This window comes from Salegentibacter mishustinae (assembly GCF_002900095.1).
Classification (GTDB): Bacteria; Bacteroidota; Bacteroidia; order Flavobacteriales; family Flavobacteriaceae; genus Salegentibacter; species Salegentibacter mishustinae.
Genome location: NZ_LLKN01000002.1, coordinates 1,054,849 through 1,075,679, shown reverse-complemented (window position 1 = coordinate 1,075,679; position 20,831 = coordinate 1,054,849). Strand labels below are relative to the sequence as shown.

At 35.6% G+C, this 20,831-nt stretch carries 26 protein-coding genes; 19 read left to right on the top strand and 7 right to left on the bottom strand.

Going from position 1 to position 20,831, the window contains the following annotated elements; genetic code table 11:
• The first annotated feature begins 143 nt into the window (after nucleotides 1-143).
• Nucleotides 144-650 carry a hypothetical protein gene (locus APB85_RS07755; protein ID WP_057482354.1) on the top strand — a complete coding sequence of 169 codons (507 nt, stop codon included), beginning with the start codon at nucleotides 144-146 and terminating at the stop codon, nucleotides 648-650.
• 168 nt (nucleotides 651-818) lie between these two features.
• On the opposite strand, the gene APB85_RS17580 is transcribed toward APB85_RS07755, so the two are convergent.
• The 3 genes from APB85_RS17580 to APB85_RS07745 are packed head-to-tail and all read right to left on the bottom strand — an operon-like array spanning nucleotide 819 to nucleotide 2,655.
• A complete protein-coding gene (locus APB85_RS17580) occupies nucleotides 819-941 on the bottom strand; it encodes a hypothetical protein (RefSeq protein ID WP_255351501.1) in 123 nt (40 codons plus the stop codon).
• 2 nt (nucleotides 942-943) lie between these two features.
• A complete protein-coding gene (locus APB85_RS07750) occupies nucleotides 944-2,068 on the bottom strand; it encodes an IS91 family transposase (RefSeq protein ID WP_103294434.1) in 1,125 nt (374 codons plus the stop codon).
• Nucleotides 2,065-2,655 (bottom strand): tyrosine-type recombinase/integrase, encoded by a 591-nt coding sequence (locus APB85_RS07745; protein WP_317042967.1) that lies wholly within the window; start codon nucleotides 2,653-2,655, stop codon nucleotides 2,065-2,067. The genes APB85_RS07750 and APB85_RS07745 overlap by 4 nt, the downstream gene beginning before the upstream one ends.
• Nucleotides 2,656-3,197: 542 nt before the next feature.
• Between APB85_RS07745 and APB85_RS07740 the strand changes: the two genes are divergently transcribed.
• From APB85_RS07740 to APB85_RS07720, 5 genes are all read left to right on the top strand, one after another.
• The gene (locus APB85_RS07740; RefSeq protein ID WP_057481881.1) at nucleotides 3,198-3,515 is read left to right on the top strand and encodes a hypothetical protein; all 318 of its coding nucleotides are present in this window, start codon (nucleotides 3,198-3,200) and stop codon (nucleotides 3,513-3,515) included.
• A gap of 1 nt (nucleotide 3,516) precedes the next feature.
• Nucleotides 3,517-3,789: a hypothetical protein gene (locus APB85_RS07735; RefSeq protein WP_057481882.1), complete on the top strand. Its 273-nt coding sequence runs from the start codon at nucleotides 3,517-3,519 to the stop codon at nucleotides 3,787-3,789.
• A 187-nt stretch (nucleotides 3,790-3,976) separates the two neighbouring features.
• Nucleotides 3,977-4,279, top strand: coding sequence for a nucleotidyltransferase domain-containing protein (locus APB85_RS07730; protein WP_057481883.1), 303 nt, complete (start codon nucleotides 3,977-3,979; stop codon nucleotides 4,277-4,279).
• Entirely contained in the window at nucleotides 4,269-4,610 is a 342-nt protein-coding gene (locus APB85_RS07725; RefSeq protein ID WP_057481884.1) for a HepT-like ribonuclease domain-containing protein, read from the top strand. Before APB85_RS07730 ends, APB85_RS07725 begins: the two co-directional genes overlap by 11 nt.
• 658 nt (nucleotides 4,611-5,268) lie before the next feature.
• The gene (locus APB85_RS07720) at nucleotides 5,269-5,631 is read left to right on the top strand and encodes a hypothetical protein (protein ID WP_057481885.1); all 363 of its coding nucleotides are present in this window, start codon (nucleotides 5,269-5,271) and stop codon (nucleotides 5,629-5,631) included.
• A gap of 336 nt (nucleotides 5,632-5,967) precedes the next feature.
• Here the strand turns inward: APB85_RS07720 and APB85_RS07715 are convergent, their stop codons facing one another.
• Nucleotides 5,968-7,023: an IS110 family RNA-guided transposase gene (locus APB85_RS07715; RefSeq protein WP_057482355.1), complete on the bottom strand. Its 1,056-nt coding sequence runs from the start codon at nucleotides 7,021-7,023 to the stop codon at nucleotides 5,968-5,970.
• Between the two features lie 217 nt (nucleotides 7,024-7,240).
• On the opposite strand from APB85_RS07715, the gene APB85_RS07710 reads away from it, so the two are divergent.
• The 5 genes from APB85_RS07710 to APB85_RS07690 all read left to right on the top strand — a co-directional run bounded on the left by APB85_RS07710 (nucleotide 7,241) and on the right by APB85_RS07690 (nucleotide 10,370).
• Nucleotides 7,241-7,735, top strand: coding sequence for a hypothetical protein (locus APB85_RS07710; protein ID WP_103294432.1), 495 nt, complete (start codon nucleotides 7,241-7,243; stop codon nucleotides 7,733-7,735).
• Between the two features lie 277 nt (nucleotides 7,736-8,012).
• Nucleotides 8,013-8,204: a hypothetical protein gene (locus APB85_RS07705; protein WP_103294431.1), complete on the top strand. Its 192-nt coding sequence runs from the start codon at nucleotides 8,013-8,015 to the stop codon at nucleotides 8,202-8,204.
• 699 nt (nucleotides 8,205-8,903) lie between these two features.
• A complete protein-coding gene (locus APB85_RS07700; protein WP_057481891.1) occupies nucleotides 8,904-9,200 on the top strand; it encodes a type II toxin-antitoxin system HigB family toxin in 297 nt (98 codons plus the stop codon).
• Between the two features lie 9 nt (nucleotides 9,201-9,209).
• Nucleotides 9,210-9,578: a helix-turn-helix domain-containing protein gene (locus tag APB85_RS07695; protein ID WP_057481890.1), complete on the top strand. Its 369-nt coding sequence runs from the start codon at nucleotides 9,210-9,212 to the stop codon at nucleotides 9,576-9,578.
• Nucleotides 9,579-9,707: 129 nt separating this feature from the next.
• Nucleotides 9,708-10,370, top strand: coding sequence for a hypothetical protein (locus APB85_RS07690; RefSeq protein WP_057481889.1), 663 nt, complete (start codon nucleotides 9,708-9,710; stop codon nucleotides 10,368-10,370).
• Nucleotides 10,371-10,711: 341 nt separating this feature from the next.
• Here the strand turns inward: APB85_RS07690 and APB85_RS07685 are convergent, their stop codons facing one another.
• Complete coding sequence (locus APB85_RS07685) at nucleotides 10,712-11,767, bottom strand: IS110 family RNA-guided transposase (protein WP_057482355.1); 1,056 nt, start codon at nucleotides 11,765-11,767, stop codon at nucleotides 10,712-10,714.
• Nucleotides 11,768-11,966: 199 nt separating this feature from the next.
• The gene (locus tag APB85_RS07680; protein WP_057482356.1) at nucleotides 11,967-13,043 is read right to left on the bottom strand and encodes an IS110 family RNA-guided transposase; all 1,077 of its coding nucleotides are present in this window, start codon (nucleotides 13,041-13,043) and stop codon (nucleotides 11,967-11,969) included.
• A gap of 323 nt (nucleotides 13,044-13,366) precedes the next feature.
• Here APB85_RS07680 and APB85_RS07675 point away from each other — a divergent pair, with 323 nt between their 5' ends.
• From APB85_RS07675 to APB85_RS07640, 8 genes are all read left to right on the top strand, one after another.
• Entirely contained in the window at nucleotides 13,367-13,612 is a 246-nt protein-coding gene (locus APB85_RS07675) for an AbrB/MazE/SpoVT family DNA-binding domain-containing protein (protein WP_057481876.1), read from the top strand.
• Entirely contained in the window at nucleotides 13,603-13,926 is a 324-nt protein-coding gene (locus APB85_RS07670) for a type II toxin-antitoxin system PemK/MazF family toxin (protein ID WP_057481875.1), read from the top strand. Before APB85_RS07675 ends, APB85_RS07670 begins: the two co-directional genes overlap by 10 nt.
• 327 nt (nucleotides 13,927-14,253) lie before the next feature.
• Nucleotides 14,254-14,550 carry a BAR domain-containing protein gene (locus tag APB85_RS07665; protein ID WP_057481874.1) on the top strand — a complete coding sequence of 99 codons (297 nt, stop codon included), beginning with the start codon at nucleotides 14,254-14,256 and terminating at the stop codon, nucleotides 14,548-14,550.
• Nucleotides 14,551-14,801: 251 nt separating this feature from the next.
• Nucleotides 14,802-15,821: a hypothetical protein gene (locus APB85_RS07660; RefSeq protein WP_057481873.1), complete on the top strand. Its 1,020-nt coding sequence runs from the start codon at nucleotides 14,802-14,804 to the stop codon at nucleotides 15,819-15,821.
• Nucleotides 15,822-15,965: 144 nt separating this feature from the next.
• On the top strand, nucleotides 15,966-16,538 hold the full coding sequence (locus tag APB85_RS07655) for a hypothetical protein (protein WP_057481872.1): 573 nt from the start codon (nucleotides 15,966-15,968) through the stop codon (nucleotides 16,536-16,538).
• Between the two features lie 444 nt (nucleotides 16,539-16,982).
• Nucleotides 16,983-17,900, top strand: coding sequence for an AraC family transcriptional regulator (locus APB85_RS07650; RefSeq protein WP_057481871.1), 918 nt, complete (start codon nucleotides 16,983-16,985; stop codon nucleotides 17,898-17,900).
• A gap of 254 nt (nucleotides 17,901-18,154) precedes the next feature.
• Nucleotides 18,155-18,781, top strand: coding sequence for a hypothetical protein (locus tag APB85_RS07645; RefSeq protein WP_057481870.1), 627 nt, complete (start codon nucleotides 18,155-18,157; stop codon nucleotides 18,779-18,781).
• A gap of 147 nt (nucleotides 18,782-18,928) precedes the next feature.
• Nucleotides 18,929-19,693 carry a hypothetical protein gene (locus tag APB85_RS07640; protein ID WP_103294430.1) on the top strand — a complete coding sequence of 255 codons (765 nt, stop codon included), beginning with the start codon at nucleotides 18,929-18,931 and terminating at the stop codon, nucleotides 19,691-19,693.
• Here the strand turns inward: APB85_RS07640 and APB85_RS07635 are convergent.
• Nucleotides 19,676-20,808 (bottom strand): IS3 family transposase gene (locus tag APB85_RS07635; RefSeq protein WP_103294421.1). Its coding sequence is split into 2 segments (ribosomal slippage): nucleotides 19,676-20,547 and nucleotides 20,547-20,808, totalling 1,134 coding nucleotides; the frame shifts between segments, so codons are not numbered across the junction. The genes APB85_RS07640 and APB85_RS07635 overlap by 18 nt on opposite strands.
• Nucleotides 20,809-20,831: the final 23 nt, after the last annotated feature.

The window sequence follows — 20,831 nt, the reverse complement described above, 5'->3', positions numbered from 1 at the left end:
GCACGATATCATTAAATAAAATGTATCTACCGAAACCTCATTATCCCTTCCATTGGTTTAATTATTAATTCCTATTTTTAGCTAAATTACCTCGATAAAGCTAACATACGAACCGTAACCGTTGGCAATAATTAGAAAAGTTGATGAAAAAAATCCTATTTCTGACTATTACTCTTTTCCTCTTTTCAACGAAGACTTCTGCTTGTGATTGTGAATGCGCGGGAGATTGTACATTTAAAAGTATTTCGGAGGGAATGGAGTTTGTAGCCTTGGTAAAAGTGGTGGAATTCTCGGATTATCTTGAAGAGAATATTCCTGGATATGAAGGAAAAATGCCATCCTCAATGACAGTAGAGATAATTAAGAAATATAAAGGCAAAGACTCAAGAAAAATGATAAAAATCTGGGGAGATGACGGTGCTCTATGTAGACCCTATACAGCAAATTTTGAAATTGGAGAATACTATTTAATTGCTCCAAATCTGATTACGGCACCCAATAAAAATGAATCAAAGACGGATTATGAATTCTTTTCTTGTTTTGTGGACTATCTAAAAGTTGATTTTAAAAATGCTGTTGCTTATGGAGACTATACAAAACGAACAAACAAAATCACTCTGAAAAAGTTCGAGAAGAATCTGAATAAATAACTATTGCTAATAACTAAGCGTTCGTGTGGCCGGAACGGCCGAACATGAACGCCCTGTTGACTAAACCGTTTCTTTGCCGGTCAGCCATATATGGGGATTAGTCTGTTTTTAGGAGGTAGTATTTGTCGGATAGTAGACCTAGCCTCTATGCAAGATATCGGCTTTTGGCTATTGACCTAAGGTCAAGCTGCTTTTTACTATGGTTTTTCCCTGATACTTATAGGATTTAATACAATTTTGATCGTTTTGAGCCATAGGTTTCCTGTTACGCCCGGAAGGATCGTTTTTCATACTTATTTATTTGATTGCTTTCTTAGTTTTTCCGTCCAGTATCCTGGTGGGCCTCGCGGGGTAAAGGTAGTAAGGGTCACCAATTTTCCTTTCTTGCATACCGGGCACAGGCGGTGTTGAAGTGGTTTACGCTCTGTGAGTTGTACCCGTCCCAGACTTTGCTGTAGCTGGGTAAGGGTGATTTTTTTATGATAGGAACTCAAGATTCCATAATGCCGTATGCGAACAAATCCTTTGGGAAGTATGTGAAGTGCGAACCGTCTGATGAACTCTGCATCGGATAAACGTAACAAGGATTTTCTTCCTGCGCGGCGGTAGTCCTTCACAGAAAATGTAACGCTTTCATTATCCAGGTTTTTAATTCGATGATTACTGATGGCGATCTTATGAGTATAGCGGCCAAGGTATTCCACCACCTGGGTGGGACCTAAAAAGGGTTGTTTGCAGTAGATTACCCAATCATATTTAAAAAGGCTTTCGTAGAAGTCTTTGGGTTGTGGTTCCAGTTCCTTGCGAAGTGAAGCCACAAAACGAGCCCTAAAAACCTTGCTCATAGCCTTAACCGGGAACAGGTATTTGCCTTTGCTTTTTGCAGGTTTCCATTTACCATTTTGGGCAATGCCACCGCCGGGAACAATACAGTGCAGGTGTGGGTGCAAAGACAGGTTTTCTCCCCAGGTATGCAGGACGGCGATCATTCCGGGTTTGGCACCTAAAAATTTATGGTTGGATGCAAAACCCTGAATCACCTGCCATGCGGTTTTGAACAATAACCTGTATAGCAGTTCCGGCCGGTAAAGGCACAGGCGGTTAAGTTCCTTGGGTAGGGTAAAAACCACGTGGAAGTAAGGTACATTAAGAAGTTCCTCTTCCCGTGCCCGGATCCATGCTTCCTTTTTATGTCCCTGGCACTTGGGGCAATGGCGGTTCCGGCAACTATTATAACTAAGGTGAAGCCTATGGCAGGAAGGATTGTTGCAGCGGTCTATATGGCCACCCAGGGCAGCAGTGCGGCATTTGCGCAAGGCGTGAAGGGTTCTTGTTTGCCAGCTGTTGTAACAATATTTGGATAAAGATTCCGTGTTCCTTTCCAGGACCTGGGCCACCTCATAGGCAGCAGGTTTCACGCCTGTTCTTTATAGAGCCGGTCCAACGGACTGAATGGCTTTTGCCTACCTAGTTGTGCCACATGAAGGTAGGTGAGGGTGGTTTGGATATCTGCGTGTCCCAATAGATCTTTGACACTGATAATATCCAATCCCATCTCCAAAAGGTGGGTAGCATAGCTGTGCCGAAGGCTATGTGTAGTGATTTCTTTTTGGATCCCGCTGTGTTTACGGGCTTCGCGAACGATCCATTGCACCCCCATGGCAGATAACTGAGCTGGATCACCTTTCCTGTCGTTGCCATTAAAGCACCAGGTGGTAGGATTGTCTACAACAATATATTTTTTTAGGCCACGGACCTGCATCTGGGATAATGGAACATACCGGTCTTTTCTTCCTTTTCCCTGGCGGATGTGAAGCATTTTACGATCAAAATCCAGGTCTTTGAGCTGGAGGCTGCGAAGTTCAAAGCACCGAAGGCCACAACCGTAGAGCATTGCCAGTACCAACCGGTGCTTGAGCAGTTTGGGCGTTTTAAGCAGTTGCTTTACTTCACTACGGCTTAACACTACTGGAAGTTTGTGGGGACGTTCAATGGAAGGTAACATGACCCGCATTGCTTTCATTCCAGAGATACGATAAGCATAGCGAAGGCCATAAATGGTATGCTTAAAGAAACTATCCGATGGTGTTTTGTGCTGGGATTTTAGAAGGTGCAGGTAGTCCAAAACCTGTTCTTCATCGAGAACCAGGGGACTACATTTAAAATGGAGGGACATATGCGCGAGGCAGCGGGAGTAGTTGGTAAGGGTACTTTGACTTTTACCGGCTAGTTCTACGGAACGCTTTAATTTACGGTACAGCTGATCAAACTCAGGTACAGAATTACAGGCCCTGTCAATGAGGGTACTACTTTTTTTTCATAACTTTAAATATTATAATTAGAGATACTTAAAGGTAGTGAATAGTGATTTAGCGATCTCTTGAAGCTACCTTTAGGTTTAGTTCAACAGTATATAAAAACAATGCTAAAACCTGTCTCTAATCGAAATGTCGTGCTCGCTTGCTCTGCGGATTGTCCTGCGGACAATTACACTCGCCAGCTCGCACAGTTTTTATACGAGACGTTACCTGCAAGCTGAACAAAACGATGAACACTGAAGAATTTGTAAAGTCATTTCACACCGAAAAACAGGATTTTTTAAAAGAATATTTATCGGAAAATCCTGAAACAGAAGTTGGACGATTAATTCAATCTCTTAACTTGACTGACGAACAGAACGGAATAATGGAAAAAATTATAAATGGTACGCTGACAGATGTTTTTTACACGATTCTTTTAGGTTTAGACGGTTGTGCTTCAATTGGTGGAATTCAAGAAATGTATGACTTAAAAGATGAAAACGGAAACCAATTAAGTGGAGAAATAGAAGGATATGCTTATGAATATTTTCACGAATCGGACTAAAATGAGCTTACTCATAACTGACTTAAAAAAGGCGGAAAAAATATTATCCGAATATTCAGGAGGTTATTCTGGAGAACATTTGTCGGCAGAGGACTTTCATTCTGACCTTGTTGACCGAATAAAAAAATTGGAAAATGGAGATGAAAGTGTAATTGAGGATTTATGGGTTTGGTTCGCACCAACCTGCCAATGGGATGACTTTGTTGGAAACATAGATTTAGGAGAAAGAATATTTCAGCGACTGAATAAAATAAAGAATAAAGCCAGCAGGTAACAATGTATAACCGCAATTACGGCGGATTCGACTACGTCCGAATCCACTCGGAATTGCTAACGCCAGTGCTAAACCGAAAAACTTCGTATATTTATCCGTAACTGACGGTTATACGAGACCGTTGTGGCTAATGCTGAAAAAAACTTTCAAAGAATGATTTGAACTAAAATTTGAGTATTTTTGTCCTATGAAAATATCTGAAAAAAACATTAATCGAATTAAGAAACTTTGTAAGCAATACAAAGTCAAAACGTTTTCTGCTTTTGGCTCTGTGACTCGTGATGATTTTAAAGACGATTCTGACATCGATTTTGTTGTAGATTTTGAAGAAACGGATCCGTTTAAGTACACGGACTTATATTTTCAACTCAAAGAGAATTTAGAAAAATTACTTCAGCGACAAATTGACTTAATCGAAGAACGTGGAATAAAAAATCAATTTTTCAGAAAAGAGCTTGATAGCACAAAAATTCTGATTTATGGACAATAGAATTAATGCTTGGTTTGAAGACATAATTAAATCTATTGACGAAATATTTGAGTTTCTACCCGAAAAAAGAGATTTCTTTGAGTATCAAAAGGACTTAAAAACCAAAAAAGCAGTTGAAAGAAATATTGAAATAATCGGAGAAGCAATAAACCGAATAGTAAAACACAAAGAATCTGATTTTCAAATCAACAACGCACAAAAGATAATCGGTACTCGAAATAGAATCGCTCACGAATATGATAGCATTTCTGACGAAGTTATTTGGACGATAATAATACGAGAACTACCAGAATTGAAAAAAGAAATCCAAAACATAGTGGAAAAGCACTAGCCACAACAGCGTATATAGTTTATGGCGGAATTAGTGCCAAACCCAAAGTTTTTGTATTTTTTAGAAACGTAAAAGTTTAATTGAAAAATTAACGCATTTTTGCCCGCCACAAACCATATACGCAAACCGTTGTCTTTCATTGCTCCGATTGAATTTCTTGCTGAAATTAAATCGGAGACTTTGATATCGAGAGGCGCTGCATTTTACGAAGTTCTTGCTGAATTTGAAGTTGATTGATGCGCTGACAATCTTAATCGAAATTACGTTGACAAACACACAGCGATTGATCCACTCACGACTGAATTATCAGCGCCGACTTGACTCAACCGCTGACAAAAATACCGCTGAATAATCTGACTTGAAAACACTGAAAAAAACTCAACTTTGAATTAATTACTCAAAAAAAGCAACGCTGAATACCACGCTTAAAAACACTCTGAAAACCAAGCACACGTGTCGCAACGAAAAGACAACAGCGTATATAGTTTATGGCGGATTATGTGCTAAACCTAAAGTTTTTGTATTTTTAAAAACGTAAAACCTTAACTGAAAAAATTGTGCATTTTTGCCCGCCACAAACCATATACGCAAACCGTTGTAACACATTTGACCAACAAGGAAAAACAACCTTAAATCTGAACAAAATTGCAATCTGAATATGAAAAAAATTAAATTGACACGTGAAAGCGTTGCAATGGGAGATGATATTAACGCACCTCATTTTTTGGAAATTGATACTGAACCAAACTGGACAATAACTGAAATTTTAAAATATATTTCAGATATTAATTATTTACCGAAAATAAGTGGAGGAAGAGCAACTTGGAGTGTAGCTATTAATGAACCGATAGCTGTTTTGTCTCAAGAAAATCAGAATGAACCATTGCTAATTTGCCTTCCTGATTATCCTTATCACGGAATGAAAGGCTTCGTGGAATTTGACCATATTCATTTTAATTATCACGCACAGAAAAAAGCAAGTGAAGTATTTGAGGTCTTATCAAGATTTAAAATAAAATAAAAACGTGTTACAACAACGGCTCCTATGAAAAGCAATAATCGCTTCTCTCAAATTTAATATTTTATTTTCTCTTATCTCATTATGATGATGATTTTGTAGTGTTGAATTTGTTGACAAGCCTTTTCACTCCTCGAGTTGCTTGTCAATAATTCAATACTTAATAACCTGCCCGGGCTCCTATTTGTGGTCATTTGGTTTTGAAACGCCACCAGCATCGCTATGATTCCGGTTATATAATCCTGTCCACTTGCTAATAAAATGTGATCCACTATGGTCACCACCGTTGTTTTGTGGTACTGGATAAGTTTGTCTAGGGCTTGGTCATTTATATTATTTTCATGCTACCACTCCTATTTCATAAGGAGTTTCTGTTTTTATAACTGCTAAAGTCCGACTCAGTAATTTATGGGCCACCTTTATGATAATCTTCTTACTATCTTTTCCAACATGCTTACGGTAATAGGCCTGCATGATAGGATCTGTTCGTACAGCCTGCCAAGAGGCTTCTACAAAATAGGATCGCATTAAACGCTGAGCCCTGGGGGTCATCCCGGTAGTTCGAGAAGTAGCCCCACTCTGATAGATACCAGGTGCTATTCCAACATAACCAGCCAGATGCTTCAGGGTATTAAAACGTCGCAGGTCACCTAACTCGGCTAGAATACCAGCTGCTACGATACCTCCAATCCCAGGAACACTCTTTAGCAAATAATAATCCTTTTTATAATGGGTACGCGCGTAAGCTCTTATTTGATTAGAAATATGTCGGAATTCCTGATCCAGAAATCGAAAACTTCGAAGTTTACTAGCCAGACTCTCGTTAGCCGTCCCATGGGAGAATTCCTGAACTTCTAACCAAGTGCGAAAGGCATGGCTCCAGTGGTCGTTATCAAATTCCCGAGGAAGCTTTACCCCAAAGTACAAGAGTTGCATCTTGATCATGCTTTTAATACGTCGAAGATCTTTGCTCAGACTATAGCGTCTTCTAAATAAACTTCGAAAACATTCTCGCTCTTCCCCAACAATTTGGATACTCTCCAGACGACCATCTTTGAGTTCCCGGCTAATGAGCTGGGCATCGATACGATCGGTCTTAGTATACTGTTCTTTACCCTTACGATGGATATCTGCTGGATTTACTACCAGAGACTGCCATCCGTAAGATTCAAACTTCCGATGTGCGGCATAGCCAAAGCACCCTGCTTCGTAGGCAATACTAACCTGGTGATCCGGATAATGCTTTCGAACATATTTATAAAGGATCTCGCAATGTGGCTCCATACTGAAGGATTTACCTGAAAAAAGATCGGTACTACAATGAATCTTCCAGCTTGACTTGTGGATATCAAGGCCAATGAATAACTTTGGTAAGGCAGTAACTCGGGTTTCCATATCTTTAATGTTTTAGTGAATTTTAAAGATAACCGATTACTGCTTTTTCATTGATGCTATAATCCATTGCGGCTGAAATTCCTAACGGAATTTCATTGCAATTTACTATCTTTCGGCTATGGCGGAAAGAATCCTGCGGATTTTTCCGCAACGTATCATAGCCAAAACCGTTGGCAACAAGCTGAAAAAAAGAGATTTGAGTTAAAATTCAAACTGAATGACTAATTATTGGAATACTTCTGGAATTCCACATAAAGGTTGGATTTTAGAAGACGTTAATGACATTCGAGAAGACGGACAATCTGTTGAAGAAACCGAATATGAAACTTGTATGATGTGCAATAACGAAAGAATAAGATTTGTACATATAGTTTCTCATAAAGATTTCGGAAATGAATTAAAAGTTGGTTGTGTTTGTGCTGAAAAGATGACCAACGACTATGTCAATCCCCAAAAACACGAACAAAGGCTAAGAAATAAAGCTCAAAGACGGATAAATTGGTCAAAAAAGGAATGGAAAGTAAGCAAAAACGGAAATTTGTTTTTGAAGGTAAACGACCATCATATTTTGATTTACAAAGACAAAATTACCAAGAAATTTAAATGCAAGATTGGAGAGCATTTTGGAAAAAAACAATTTGATTCTATTGAACTTGCCAAAGTTTCAGCGTTTAATGGAATTGAATATTACAAAGAAAAAAACGAATGGTAAAAGCCAGTTGCCAACACTGTATAAAAACAATGCTTAAACCTGTCTCAATTCGAAACTCCGTGCTCGCTTGCTGCGCTTGATTGTCCTGCGGACAATCAAGCTCGCCAGCTCGCACAGTTTTTATACGAGACGTTGCAAACAATGCGGTCAAGTAGAGTGAAAATCTAATTTAAATTTAGGGGAAGGAGAATTCATTCAGAAATAAAGATTTATCGACTGACTAAAAATTTATATCAATAAATATTGAAATATCTAATATTAATCTAAATAGAAACAAATGAATAGAAAATCTATATTCATCATTTTAGGAGTAATTATAGGATTTGCACTCTCTTATATTCCGAATAACTATATGAGCGAAAAGTATGAGGATAATGCCTTTTTTATTGTGGTCGGAATCGCAGTTATCGCAGCCCTATGGAGTTATTTTTCGATTAAAAACAAGAAGCAAGGCGATAACCCTAATTGAAAAATTATAAGCACAGTTTGCAACAATATATAAAAACAATGCTCAAACCTGTCTCGAATCGAAACTTCCTGCTCGCTTGCTTAGCGGATTGTCCTGCGGACAATCAAGCTCGCCAGCTCGCACAGTTTTTATACGAGACGTTACTTGCAATAGCTCCGGACAGAAAAAGAGAACTTTAATAAGAAAAACTCACTCAAACGCGGACTTATAAAAGTCGAACTAAAAGATAGATTTTAGTAAAAAAGACAACAAAAAATAAAATGAAAACTCACTCTGACGGACTAAAAATCGTAGAATTAAATAGAGTTTTAGAAGGTAATTTTAATAAAAAATAGAGACAATAAATTCCTCACTCTTGCGCAAAAAAAATGAAAAATAAATAATCACTCAAACTCTAAAAATCTACAAGAAAAAGACTGACAAAGAATAAAAACTAAAAGGTGATCGGCAAATCTCCCGTGCTTACTCGAATGGGTCGCTACAGCAAGTAACATCGGTTAAAGAAAATAGCTTGAGTTTAGCTAAAATTCTATATTTTAGAAGTCTAAATTAAACCTGGTTAAGCCGACAAGTTAGCTCTTCCCTACACGCTACCTCCCTTAACCGTGACCGTTACCCTTTATTTTCACAAAAGAAAAATTGACAACAAATGTTCTAAAATAGAGAACTTTTAATTATCTTTGTTTTAGAAATTAGTCTATGAAAAGAATAATTGCAAAAAGAACTCTACGTGAATTTTGGGAAAAACATTCCGATTCCGAGCAATATTTAAAAACCTGGTATGAAACTGCAAAATCATCAAATTGGAAGTCTCCAAACGATATTAAAGAAACGTATATAAATGCAAGCATTCTAAAAGATAGCAGAGTAGTTTTCAATATAAAAGGAAATTCCTATCGACTGATTGTTAAGTTTAACTATGACAGAGAATGGGCGTTTATACGATTTGTGGGAACTCACGCCGAGTATGATAAAATTAATGCCGACACGATTTAAAATAAGATTATGAAAATAAAACCTATAAAGACAGAGAAAGATTACGAACAAGCTTTAGAAAGATTAGAAGTAATTTTTGATGCTGACTCAAATTCAAAAGAAGGCGACGAAGCGGAAATTTTATCACTCTTAATCGAGAATTACGAAAATCAATATTATCCAATAGAAGCTCCAGATCCAATAGAAGCAATTAAAATAAGAATGGAAGAAATGAATCTTAAACAAAAAGATTTAGTTGGAGTAATTGGAGGAAAAAGCAGAGTTTCAGAAATTTTAAATAAAAAGAAAAGATTGACGGTAGATATGATTAGAGAATTAGAACGGATTTTACATATTTCCGCTTCAGTGCTTGTGAATAATTATCAGCTGTCGAAGTAAAAAACAAAGGGTAACATCGGTTAACAAACAATTGGTAATTGAAAAAGTAACTAAATTCAAAATCTGAACACCAACTGTTGTTAACCGAGACCGTTGTGTACTATTTTTCAGAAAAAAAATCCAGTCCAAATGGAGGATCGAATTTATTACTTAATAAAATTTAGTGAAGAAAAATACATAAATGATCTTTATGAAAATGGAACTATATTCCTAAATACATTCGAATATTTTCAAACGCAAGAAAACAACGATTTCAGAGGTGATCCAGAAGAGGCTACAATTCAAATAAAAAATTTTCCCAATCCAGAGAACTATGTAATTGAACTAACTGATACTAGAACTGGAGATTCAATAAGAAAAGTACCTGGAGAAATATTTCTAAGCTATAAAAATTTAAATCCAGGTAATTTATATTGTATGACTTGCATAAAACATAGTGATTTTAAGAATGGGAAATTTGAAATAGATTCTAAACTTGAAGAATTTGGTAATCATGCGCTATTAATAAATGATCCAAAAGAATTTAAGAAGAGATTAGAAAAAGAAATTCATAGATTAAATCTTACATATCAAGCTAGAGCAGTGAGATATTATGACAAATGGAAACATAATGGACCATTGACACTTTTCCATAAAACAGTTGACTATTCCTATCAAAATGAGTACAGAATTGTTGTTCCTAATAATTCAAATAAACCAATAAAAATAAACATAGGATCTTTATCAGGCATTTCGCAAATTGTAACTACAGAAAAGCTCAAAAGATTAAAGTTTCAAATAAGAGTAGAATAGGAGAAAAACAGTACACAACATCGGTTCCTATGAAAAGCAATAATCGCTTCTCTCAAATTTAATATTTTATTTTCTCTTATCTCATTATGATGATGATTTTGTAGTGTTGAATTTGTTGACAAGCCTTTTCACTCCTCGAGTTGCTTGTCAATAATTCAATACTTAATAACCTGCCCGGGCTCCTATTTGTGGTCATTTGGTTTTGAAACGCCACCAGCATCGCTATGATTCCGGTTATATAATCCTGTCCACTTGCTAATAAAATGTGATCCACTATGGTCACCACCGTTGTTTTGTGGTACTGGATAAGTTTGTCTAGGGCTTGGTCATTTATATTATTTTCATGCTACCACTCCTATTTCATAAGGAGTTTCTGTTTTTATAACTGCTAAAGTCCGACTCAGTAATTTATGGGCCACCTTTATGATAATCTTCTTACTATCTTTTCCAACATGCTTACGGTAATAGGCCTGCATGATAGGATCTGTTCGTACAGCCTGCCAAGAGGCTTCTACAAAATAGGATCGCATTAAACGCTGAGCCCTGGGGGTCATCCCGGTAGTTCGAGAAGTAGCCCCACTCTGATAGATACCAGGTGCTATTCCAACATAACCAGCCAGATGCTTCAGGGTATTAAAACGTCGCAGGTCACCTAACTCGGCTAGAATACCAGCTGCTACGATACCTCCAATCCCAGGAACACTCTTTAGCAAATAATAATCCTTTTTATAATGGGTACGCGCGTAAGCTCTTATTTGATTAGAAATATGTCGGAATTCCTGATCCAGAAATCGAAAACTTCGAAGTTTACTAGCCAGACTCTCGTTAGCCGTCCCATGGGAGAATTCCTGAACTTCTAACCAAGTGCGAAAGGCATGGCTCCAGTGGTCGTTATCAAATTCCCGAGGAAGCTTTACCCCAAAGTACAAGAGTTGCATCTTGATCATGCTTTTAATACGTCGAAGATCTTTGCTCAGACTATAGCGTCTTCTAAATAAACTTCGAAAACATTCTCGCTCTTCCCCAACAATTTGGATACTCTCCAGACGACCATCTTTGAGTTCCCGGCTAATGAGCTGGGCATCGATACGATCGGTCTTAGTATACTGTTCTTTACCCTTACGATGGATATCTGCTGGATTTACTACCAGAGACTGCCATCCGTAAGATTCAAACTTCCGATGTGCGGCATAGCCAAAGCACCCTGCTTCGTAGGCAATACTAACCTGGTGATCCGGATAATGCTTTCGAACATATTTATAAAGGATCTCGCAATGTGGCTCCATACTGAAGGATTTACCTGAAAAAAGATCGGTACTACAATGAATCTTCCAGCTTGACTTGTGGATATCAAGGCCAATGAATAACTTTGGTAAGGCAGTAACTCGGGTTTCCATATCTTTAATGTTTTAGTGAATTTTAAAGATAACCGATTACTGCTTTTTCATTGATGCTAATCGCCAATAGCCGGCACCGTTAGAAAGAAAATAATTAACTTGACCAACAAACCAATACTATGCCGACAAATCCGCGTCCCATACTCCGCCAACTGGCGATAGGTACTGTGTTATAAAACAAATATTTTTGATTAAAGTTTTAGGAAGAAGTCAATGCTAAATTGCTTCTATCCTGTGCAGCAAGGACTTCGGTTCTTGCTGTCTTTTTTTGTTCATATTCCGGATCATAATTGATCTCATTCTTCCATAAGCTGTACATCAGTACTAATAACTTGCGCTCTACCGCCACCAAAGCAATCATAGGTTTAGCCTTAGTAGGTTTCACGCGTTCATAGAACTTCTTCAATGTGGGATTACATCGAACAGCGGTCATCGCCGGCATATAAAGTGCCCGACGGATATTTTTATTCCCTTTCTTACTAATTCTGGTCTTGCCTTTATAAGCTCCAGATTCTTTCAGCACTACATCAAACCCTGCGTAACTCGTAAGTTGCTTGGCGTTGGTAAAACCAGTGAAACCTAAGGTTTCACCTACTACCGTAGCTGCAGACACAAAAGAGATTCCCGGAATACTTTCCAAATGCTTTATTCTACCCTTTAAATAAGAGCTGGCATTGATCAATTCCATCATCTCTTTCTCTATTTCCTCCAATTGCCTAGCAATCAATTTTAAGCGTTGTTTATAACGTCTTAATTCTCGTTTGTTGCTGTATACAGAATGTTCACTAGCATGAAGCCTATTCTTTTCTATTTGCTTCTCCTTTAACAAAAATGAACGTTCCCTACTAAGACCTTTTAATTCTCTTAAAATTGGATCAGGTGGTGTCCATAAAGGTAATGCTCGTTCACAGCCAAGCATAGCTAGCATACGGCTATCCAATGCATCAGTTTTGGATCTTTGGTCCAGACTTTGGGCATAACGCTTAACACGACCAGATTGCATCACGCTCACATTAAAACCAGCTTCATAGAGGTAGTACACAAAGGCTTCATGATAGATACCTGTAGATTCCATTACAATCCACAGATTCTCACGAGAGGCTACTTGCTTATCAAGCCATCGTATTAGTTTTTTAAATCCGGGAAGATCATTACTAACTTCAAAAGGATCTTCAAACTCTTTTGTTAGGTTAACCGTTAGGCGGCAAAGACAGACGGCCAGATTATCTTTAGATACATCTACTCCCAAGGCTACTTTTAAAATGTGGTGCTCCATAATTGTTTAATTATAAACCCAATTCTCCATCACTTTTGCTCGTCTTTGATACGATCTCTAAAAAGGATCCAGGTACTGTTCAAGTTCTGAGAGAAAAATGGAAGGGTGGAATTTCTATCGCACGATATCATTAAATAAAATGTATCTACCGAAACCTCATTATCCCTTCCATTGGTTTAATTATTAATTCCTATTTTTAGCTAAATTACCTCGATAAAGCTAACATACGAACCGAGACCGTTGGCATTAATACTCACAAAACACGAACTTAATTTCATAAACCAATTAAAAGTAATAACTTTGTATTCACAAAATATAAAGTTATGGAAACTTCAATTATTAAAATTGGAAACTCAAGAGGACTAAGATTGAGCAAAACAATTCTCGAAAAGTATCACATTAAAGATAAAGTAGAACTGATTCTGGAAAAAGGACAAATCATACTTCGACCTATTGAATCTCCAAGAAAAAACTGGGAAGAAAAATTCAAGGAAATGGCTAATAATAATGACGATGAGCCATTGATGAATGATGTTTTTGAAGATGAAAACTTCGACGAATGGAATTAAAGCAGTATTCTATCATTCTCGTAAATCTTGATCCAACTGTTGGAAGTGAAATCAAGAAAACCAGACCGTGTGTAATTATTTCACCAAACGAAATGAATAAATATTTGAGAACTATCGTTGTTGCTCCAATGACTACAAATCTCAAAAAATATCCGACCAGGATTGCGATTAAAACAAATAATAAAAAAGGAATGGTAGCAATTGACCAAATTAGGACAATTGACAAGCAAAGAATTGTAAAAGTCTTTGCTTGTCTAACCAAATCTGAGATTCGAAAATGTAAAGAAGTACTAAAAGAAACATTTGTAGATTAAGTACAAATGCCAACACCGGTTGAAGAAAATAGCTAAGTTTTACTTAAATTCTCTATTTTAGAAGACTAAATTCATCCTGGTTAAGCCGACAAGTTAGCTCTTCCCTACACGCTACTTCCTTTAGCCAAAATCGTTGGCAAACTTTTTCAGAAACTAAATGGAAAATTCGATATTTTTAATAATAACTGCAATTCTTATCGTTTTATCAATCTGGTTTCTGACTGTAAAGTATTTTCTCTACCCGCTGTTTTTTAAACCAAAAATCAAAACATCTGAAATCATTGATTTTCTTAATGACAAAGAAAAATTTTTAATCATAATGGCGGATTGACATTTGACAAATTAATCTCTACAAAATCAGAGTATAAAATAATTGGATTTTCACAAAAAGAGAATAATTACAAAATTTATTGGACTGAATTAATATCTTGGTTTCAACCTTTTGGAAAACGTAATTTGAGTTTTATTGAGGAAAATGACGCTAAATTATTAAACGAATTAAAAAAACAATATAATCAAGAAATAAAAAACGTGACTAACAAATGTCCTGCTTGCAACAGTGGAATTTTGACAAATGATACTGAATGTAAAAATTGCGGCGTAAATTTAGTTGCTCAAAAATAAAAACGATTTGCCAACAAGACATATCGCAAATGGCAGGTTTGGTAGAAAAGAACTAAATTAGTTTCCATAATAAACACCGACAAAACCGCGTCCCCTACTCCCGCTACTTGTCCATAAGCAAAACCCTTGTGCGTAATTTTATAGATAACTAGTTATCAATATTTTATTTATATTGTTTTACATTTAATTTAGGAAGCATCCTCCCTACATCCTGCATCCGACTTGACTCTAAACTAACTAAACTTTTTACTATGAAAATTCGATTATTAGTATTCTTATTTTCCATTTCAATTGGATGCTATGCCCAGGTTTCTGTAGGACCAACACACGTAGGTAAGTCTAGAAAATTTGATGAGGGTGTTTTGGAAAAATTTAAAAATACAGAAACAATTTTTGTTCTATCAGAAACTTTAGGCAGATATGATTATTTAAGAATACTAGAAGACTCTTGGGATATAACTCCTTATCAAATCGTCCATATTGGTGATTTTGATATTGATAAATATCTAAATAACAAATACTCTATTGCAAAACTTGGAGGATTTATAAAAACTACTAGTATGGGTAACGGCCGATATACTTCGCTTTATACCTACATTGATTTTCTGATGTATGACGGAGACAGAATTTCTAAAAAATTGAATAAGTTATCCACTAAAAAAAGAGAGAAGAAAAGAAATGATATCATAGAAGATAATGTGCAAAGAATAGCACGTATTTATATTTACCCAAAGGACGATTTCATTCATACATCAATGTCAAAAAGCATAGATGAGACATTTGTTTCTCTATACATTGATGATGTCTTTTTCAATTATAAACCTGGTTTTTTAAAGAATTATTTTCAAAAAGTAAATAATCTTATTAAGGATGAAGAAATTTATTGGATGTATGAAAGTGATTACCATAAAGAATTAAAAAGTTTATCATCAAATAAACTTTATATTCCTTCTTATATGACAATCAAGTATAACGCCTGGACTGGGCAGGATAGTGAAGAAGATGAAGAAAATATTGAAGATGTTTTTAAAAAATATGACTATCAATACGAGATAATAGACGATACCGAATTGAGTAAAAAAATAATGAATAATGAGAATCTCTATTATATTCGTTACGTTAGAATGAATACTGAAAGATTTCTGCAGGTAGTGAATTCTAAAAATGGAGAAGTTGTTTACAGAAATTATATCCCTGGATTATCCCATAAAATCAAATCAAAACATATAAAAAATTTAAATAAAAGTATAGCAAAAGCTTCAAAAAAGTAAAATTACGCAAAACAATGGTTTCTCAAATAACAGATTTTTTAGAAAAAGTGTATTTTTAGAAACCAAGAGAGAAAATTATTTAGCCGACAAGTCCGCCTCCCTACTCCCGCTACTCGTCTTTTAATCCAAACCTTTGCCAAAAATATGTATAGAAAGATTCTACTTCCAATATTTATTTTCAATTTTTTTATCGCTTCTGGTCAGATTAAAAATAATCTGATAAAAAATGATTTATTCCAAGAAAACTTAATTGGACAAGTGAAAACAATAGAGACTAAAACATATAGAGTAAAACACCTTAGTGATTCTACTTATGTTTTAGAAGATGATAACATCCTTATGCGGGAAGGTGCAAAATTATATTTTAATAAAGATGGTTACAGAACACAACTTTCATCTTTTGATCTTAAAAAAGAATCTCCTCTAGATAGTTCAAAATCGATTTATAGATACGACAAAGAGCACCGTTTAATAAAAAAGATAAGGATTCATTATGATGATCCTATTGATACAAGTATAACAACTTATAAATATTTAAATGACTCCATAGTTCTAAAGAATAGCGATATGGCTTCATCTAAACATAAAATAACTTCAGATAAAGAAATTATTACCTCGGTCTCAAGAAATAATTACAAAACAAAACGTTTATACCAATTTGATGATTTTAATAGATTAATTCGGTACGAAGACTATGATGATAAAGAGTTTGTTTAACAATTACATATACATATATATACATATTTAGATACTACGACCACCAATGTTTATAAACAGATTAATTTATGGCCAAAAATTAATAATGACGCTAACTATGTAACCAAAGATTATGATCAATATGGAAATCCAATAAATATTACTACAGGAAGATTTGATGAAAACAAAATTCTAAACTTTACAATGGAATATAAATATGACTCTATTGGTAATTGGATTGAAAGAAAATATTTTAACCAAAATGATAAGCTCTCCAAAATAAGTTATAGAACTATAACATACTATTAGAAAACCTACTTTAGGTAACGACGGTTAATCACCAATAGCCGGCAGCGTTAGTAAGAAAATAATTAACTTAACCAAAAAACAATACTAAGCCGATAATTCCGCGTCCCCTATTCCGCTACCTGGCGATAACCGGGACCCTTGTACAGCATTTTCAGAATGAGAAGAACTAACATTGACTTAAAAGAAGATTATACTCATCGCCTTAGTCGCGTATTCTCATTCATCGAAAAAAATCTGGATGCTGACTTATCTTTAAAAATAGTAGCAGCCCGGGCACATTTTTCTGAATATCATTTTCATAGAGTATTCAAATTTGTAACCGGAGAAACTTTAAATGAATATGTGACCAGGAAGAGAATAGAAAGAGCTGCCTTAGATCTAGTACATCGAAAAAACACTATAAAAACAACTGCTTTTAAATTCGGATTCTCCTCCATGTCAAGTTTTTCTAAAACATTTAAAAAAATTTATGGCATCAGTCCAAAAGAATTTCAATTTCAAAATCCTAACAAGTTTAGCAAGATTCGGCAACTAGAAAGCAAGATTGGACAAGCATATCCTGATATTGAAAAATATATTTGCATCATTAACAACATTAAAAATTGGATTATAATGAAAGCAGATATTCAAATTAAAGAATTTTCAGATTTAAACCTTGCTTGCGTATCGTGTACTGGACCTCAAAATCTAGGACTGGCATACCAAAAGATTTTACTTTGGGCAACCCCAAAGAATTTGATGAGTGAGGACTCTAAAATGGTTACGATTTATCACGATAGCTTTAAAGTAACGGAACCGGATAAAATTAGAATGAGTGCGTGTCTAATACTAGAAAAACCTACGGAAACTAGCCATCAAATTCACGAAAAAAATATTGAAAGGGGAAAATATATAGTTGGCCATTTTAAAATAAATATGACTGAATTCGAAAAATCCTGGACAGGCTTATTTATATGGATGAATGAAAATGGATATCAAAAAGCAGATAAAGATCCATTTGAAATTTATTATAACAATCCAAATGAACACCCAGATAAAAAAGCTATTGTTGACTTTTGTATACCAATAGTATAAAACGCGCTACAACCTTGGTTAAGGAAAATAGCTTGGGTTTAGCTAAAATTCTATATTTTAGAAGTCTAAAATATAGAACCTCCTGGCAAGCCCTAGAGGTATGAGTTGGAAAAACATTTTGAAATTTCGAGGCAACCTCGGGGAATTAAACCCTCTGGAGGGATTAAACCTGGTTCAACCAACAAGCTAGCTCTTCCCTACACGCTTTTTGCAATAATCGAGGCCGTTTAAAACCTGTGATTAAACTTCTAACTATGAGATTAACATTTTTATTTATCATATTTACTTCTTTGGCTTTTGGACAGGAAAAACCTATAGTTTTCTATAACGAGAGCGGGGAAAAAATAAGCAAACAGATGTTCATTAAAACAAAAGATTACAATAAAAATTTAGACTTGTATTTAGAAAACGATACTACTCAAATCGGACTTTTGATAACTCGACAGAAATTTGGCCAACTGGACAAAAACACTTTTAAATATCTGAAATCATATTTAACTGAATTGACTGATAATCAAATTGACTCAACTCAGAAAATTGTTATAAACTACTTAACGGCATATCCGAAAAAGAACGAAACCAAAAATTCCAGATCAGGATGGAATGTTTTAGATAGAGATTACCTAAAAAATCTTCACAAAATTGAAAATATAAAGCAATTCTGGATACACTCATCTGAATGTGATAATCTTGAATACAACCATCAAAAAAGGATAAATTGGATAGAAGACGAAGATAATTTGCTTAAAAAGCTATTTTTCCCTTACCCAATTAGATATGGAAATTATATTCTAATTAAACCAGACGGAAAATTCTATTACTATTTAGGCGAACATAGTAAATATCAAATTTGGGAAAATGCTGAGAAATTTTTCAAATAAAAACTGTGGGTTAGAACCGTTAATCGCCAATAGAAAGCAACCTTAACTTGACCAAAAAACCAATACTACGCCGATGAGAAAGCGTCCCCTACTCGGCCAACTGGCGGAAACCAGAACCCTTGTACGAATTTATTCAAATAAGAGTATATGAAAACAAAATTAAAAATTATAGCCCTGATATTCTTTTCAATATTTCACGGATGTAAAAAAGATAAAGAATTTACTACGGTAGAAATTAATGTTGACAATGCAGAAAATGAAATAATCTTTATTTCCGGAAATGATTTTCTATATGAAAAAAAGATTTTAAGCAATTCATTTAGACTTAAAGATACGCTTAGTTTAAATCAAAATGGTTACTATGTTCTTTCGCTTGGTCAAAGTTCTATTCCTTTGTATATTCAGAAAAAAGATCACATCGAAATACAGATTGATGCTAAAGGTTTCCCAAATGCAGTAGAATATACGGGAGAAACCAAAAAAATCAACACCTATCTTCTAGAAAAACAATTATCAAAAAATGTAGACTTTAAACTAAGTGAAAAGGATTTTTTGCAAAAGATGAATTCGAGAAAGAATTCTCAACTTTCAAAGACTGCTGATCTTTCGCGTGATTTTAGAGAAGTAGAAAATAATGAGTTAGAATATGAATATCAAAACAACCTTATCCTCTACTCAAAAATCCATCCTCATCTAACTAAAGACCCGAATTTTGCTGTATCAGAAAATTACTTAGCTGAAGTCAAAGATTTTAAATATCAGGATACTACAAACTTTCAAAATTCGATTACTTATCAAAGCACGGTCAAATCTTACTACGAATGGCTGGCTCAAGAAAAATTATCAAATTATAATGGGCAGTTTAAGCTAGCATTTTTGAAGTGTAAGCTTCCCCTAATTAGAACTGCTTGATTGTCCAAAAATATCATTTTTCATTCTCCTGTCGGTACCGACAGGAGAATGAGTTTTTGCGTATGCTACGGGGGCCATTTTTCCCAGTGCATTATGTGGTCTTACATTGTTGTAATCTTCCATCCAGGTCTCGGTTTGTTCCCTTACCTGATTTAGATCTTCAAAGAGGTACTTATTGAGAACGCCTCTTCGATATGTTCCATTGAATCTCTCTATAAAAGCATTCTGGGTTGGTTTCCCAGGTTGAATATACTGAAAGTCGATTTCTTGCATCTGGCTCCATTCTGAAGCGATCTTAGCAACAAATTCAGGACCATTATCCATTCTTATTTTTTTGGGTTTTCCCCTGCGATTAATCAAATGGTTCAATACCCAGACGACACGTTTGCTGGGTAGTGAAAAATCAATTTCTATATGCAATGCTTCTCGGTTGTAATCATCAATTACGGTTAAGCCACGGAAGCGTCTTTTGTTTTCTAGGACATCGGTCACAAAATCAATACTCCAGCAACGATTAGGAGCTATGGGAGCCTCCAGGGGTTCTTTAACCCTGGCAGGTAAACGCTTTTTTACCTTTCGTCTCAAACTTAAACCAAGTTTTTTATAGACCCTGTACACCCGTTTATGGTTCCAGGGCTTGCCTTCACTCCTTAGACGATCGTAAGCCATCCAGAAGCCTTCTTCGCTATGTTCTTTAGCTTTCTGTTGTAGAGCCTCTTCGATAGCAGTATCATCCTTTGGAATTGGCCTGTAATAAAAAACGCTTTTACTCATATTTAAAACACGGCACGCCCTGCTAATACCGTAACGCGTAAGTTCTTTGGCTATGGTTCTTTTACGGCAGGGCTCTAAAGCTTTTTTTCGATGATTTCTTTGGCCATTTGATGATCCAGGGATAGATTGGCATACATCTGCTTCAGCCTTCGGTTCTCCTCCTCAAGGTCCTTCAGGCGCTTCAGCTCCTTGCCGTTCATACCGCCATAACGTTCCCGCCACTTGTAGAATGCAGCTGTACTAATGCCATATTCACGGCTGATTTCTGCGGCCGTTTTTCCGTTATCAAACTCCTTTAAAATCTTTGCGATTTGCTGTGGTGAATATCTACTCTTCTTCATAATTACTGTTTAAAGTTATAAAA